This is a genomic window from Citrobacter sp. TBCS-14 (assembly GCF_005280805.1).
Taxonomy (GTDB): domain Bacteria; phylum Pseudomonadota; class Gammaproteobacteria; order Enterobacterales; family Enterobacteriaceae; genus Citrobacter; species Citrobacter gillenii.
The window spans coordinates 1-346 of sequence record NZ_SZWM01000213.1 but is presented as its reverse complement, the minus strand read 5'-3'; the positions used below and the strand labels follow the sequence as shown (position 1 = coordinate 346).

The following is a 346-nucleotide window of genomic DNA, read 5'->3' as shown; positions in this document are numbered from 1 at the left end:
GTGGGTAATGGCCAACAGTTGCGTACGGTCATCAAACAGCGTCGATAGCGTTTCCAGTTGCAACGTCCCGTCGGCATTCAGTGGGATAACACGCAGTTCCGCACCTACACGGGCGCACAGCATCTGCCAGGGGACAATATTGGCGTGGTGTTCCATTTCACTGATGATGATGTTATCACCCGCCCGAACATTGCTATTGCCCCAGCTGTTCGCCACCAGGTTGATGCCCTCCGTCGTACCGCGAACAAACACCAGCTCTTCGGCTGAACGCGCGTTAATAAACAATGACGCCAGCTTACGGACATTCTCCATTTTTTCCGTCGCCTGAGCGCTGAGCGTATGAATC

1 protein-coding gene is annotated in these 346 nt (G+C 54.0%); it reads right to left on the bottom strand.

What is annotated here, in order from left to right; all coding sequences use genetic code 11:
* A partial coding sequence (locus FDX22_RS12165) for an aminotransferase class V-fold PLP-dependent enzyme (protein ID WP_146717256.1) occupies positions 1–346 on the bottom strand: 346 nt, incomplete at both ends.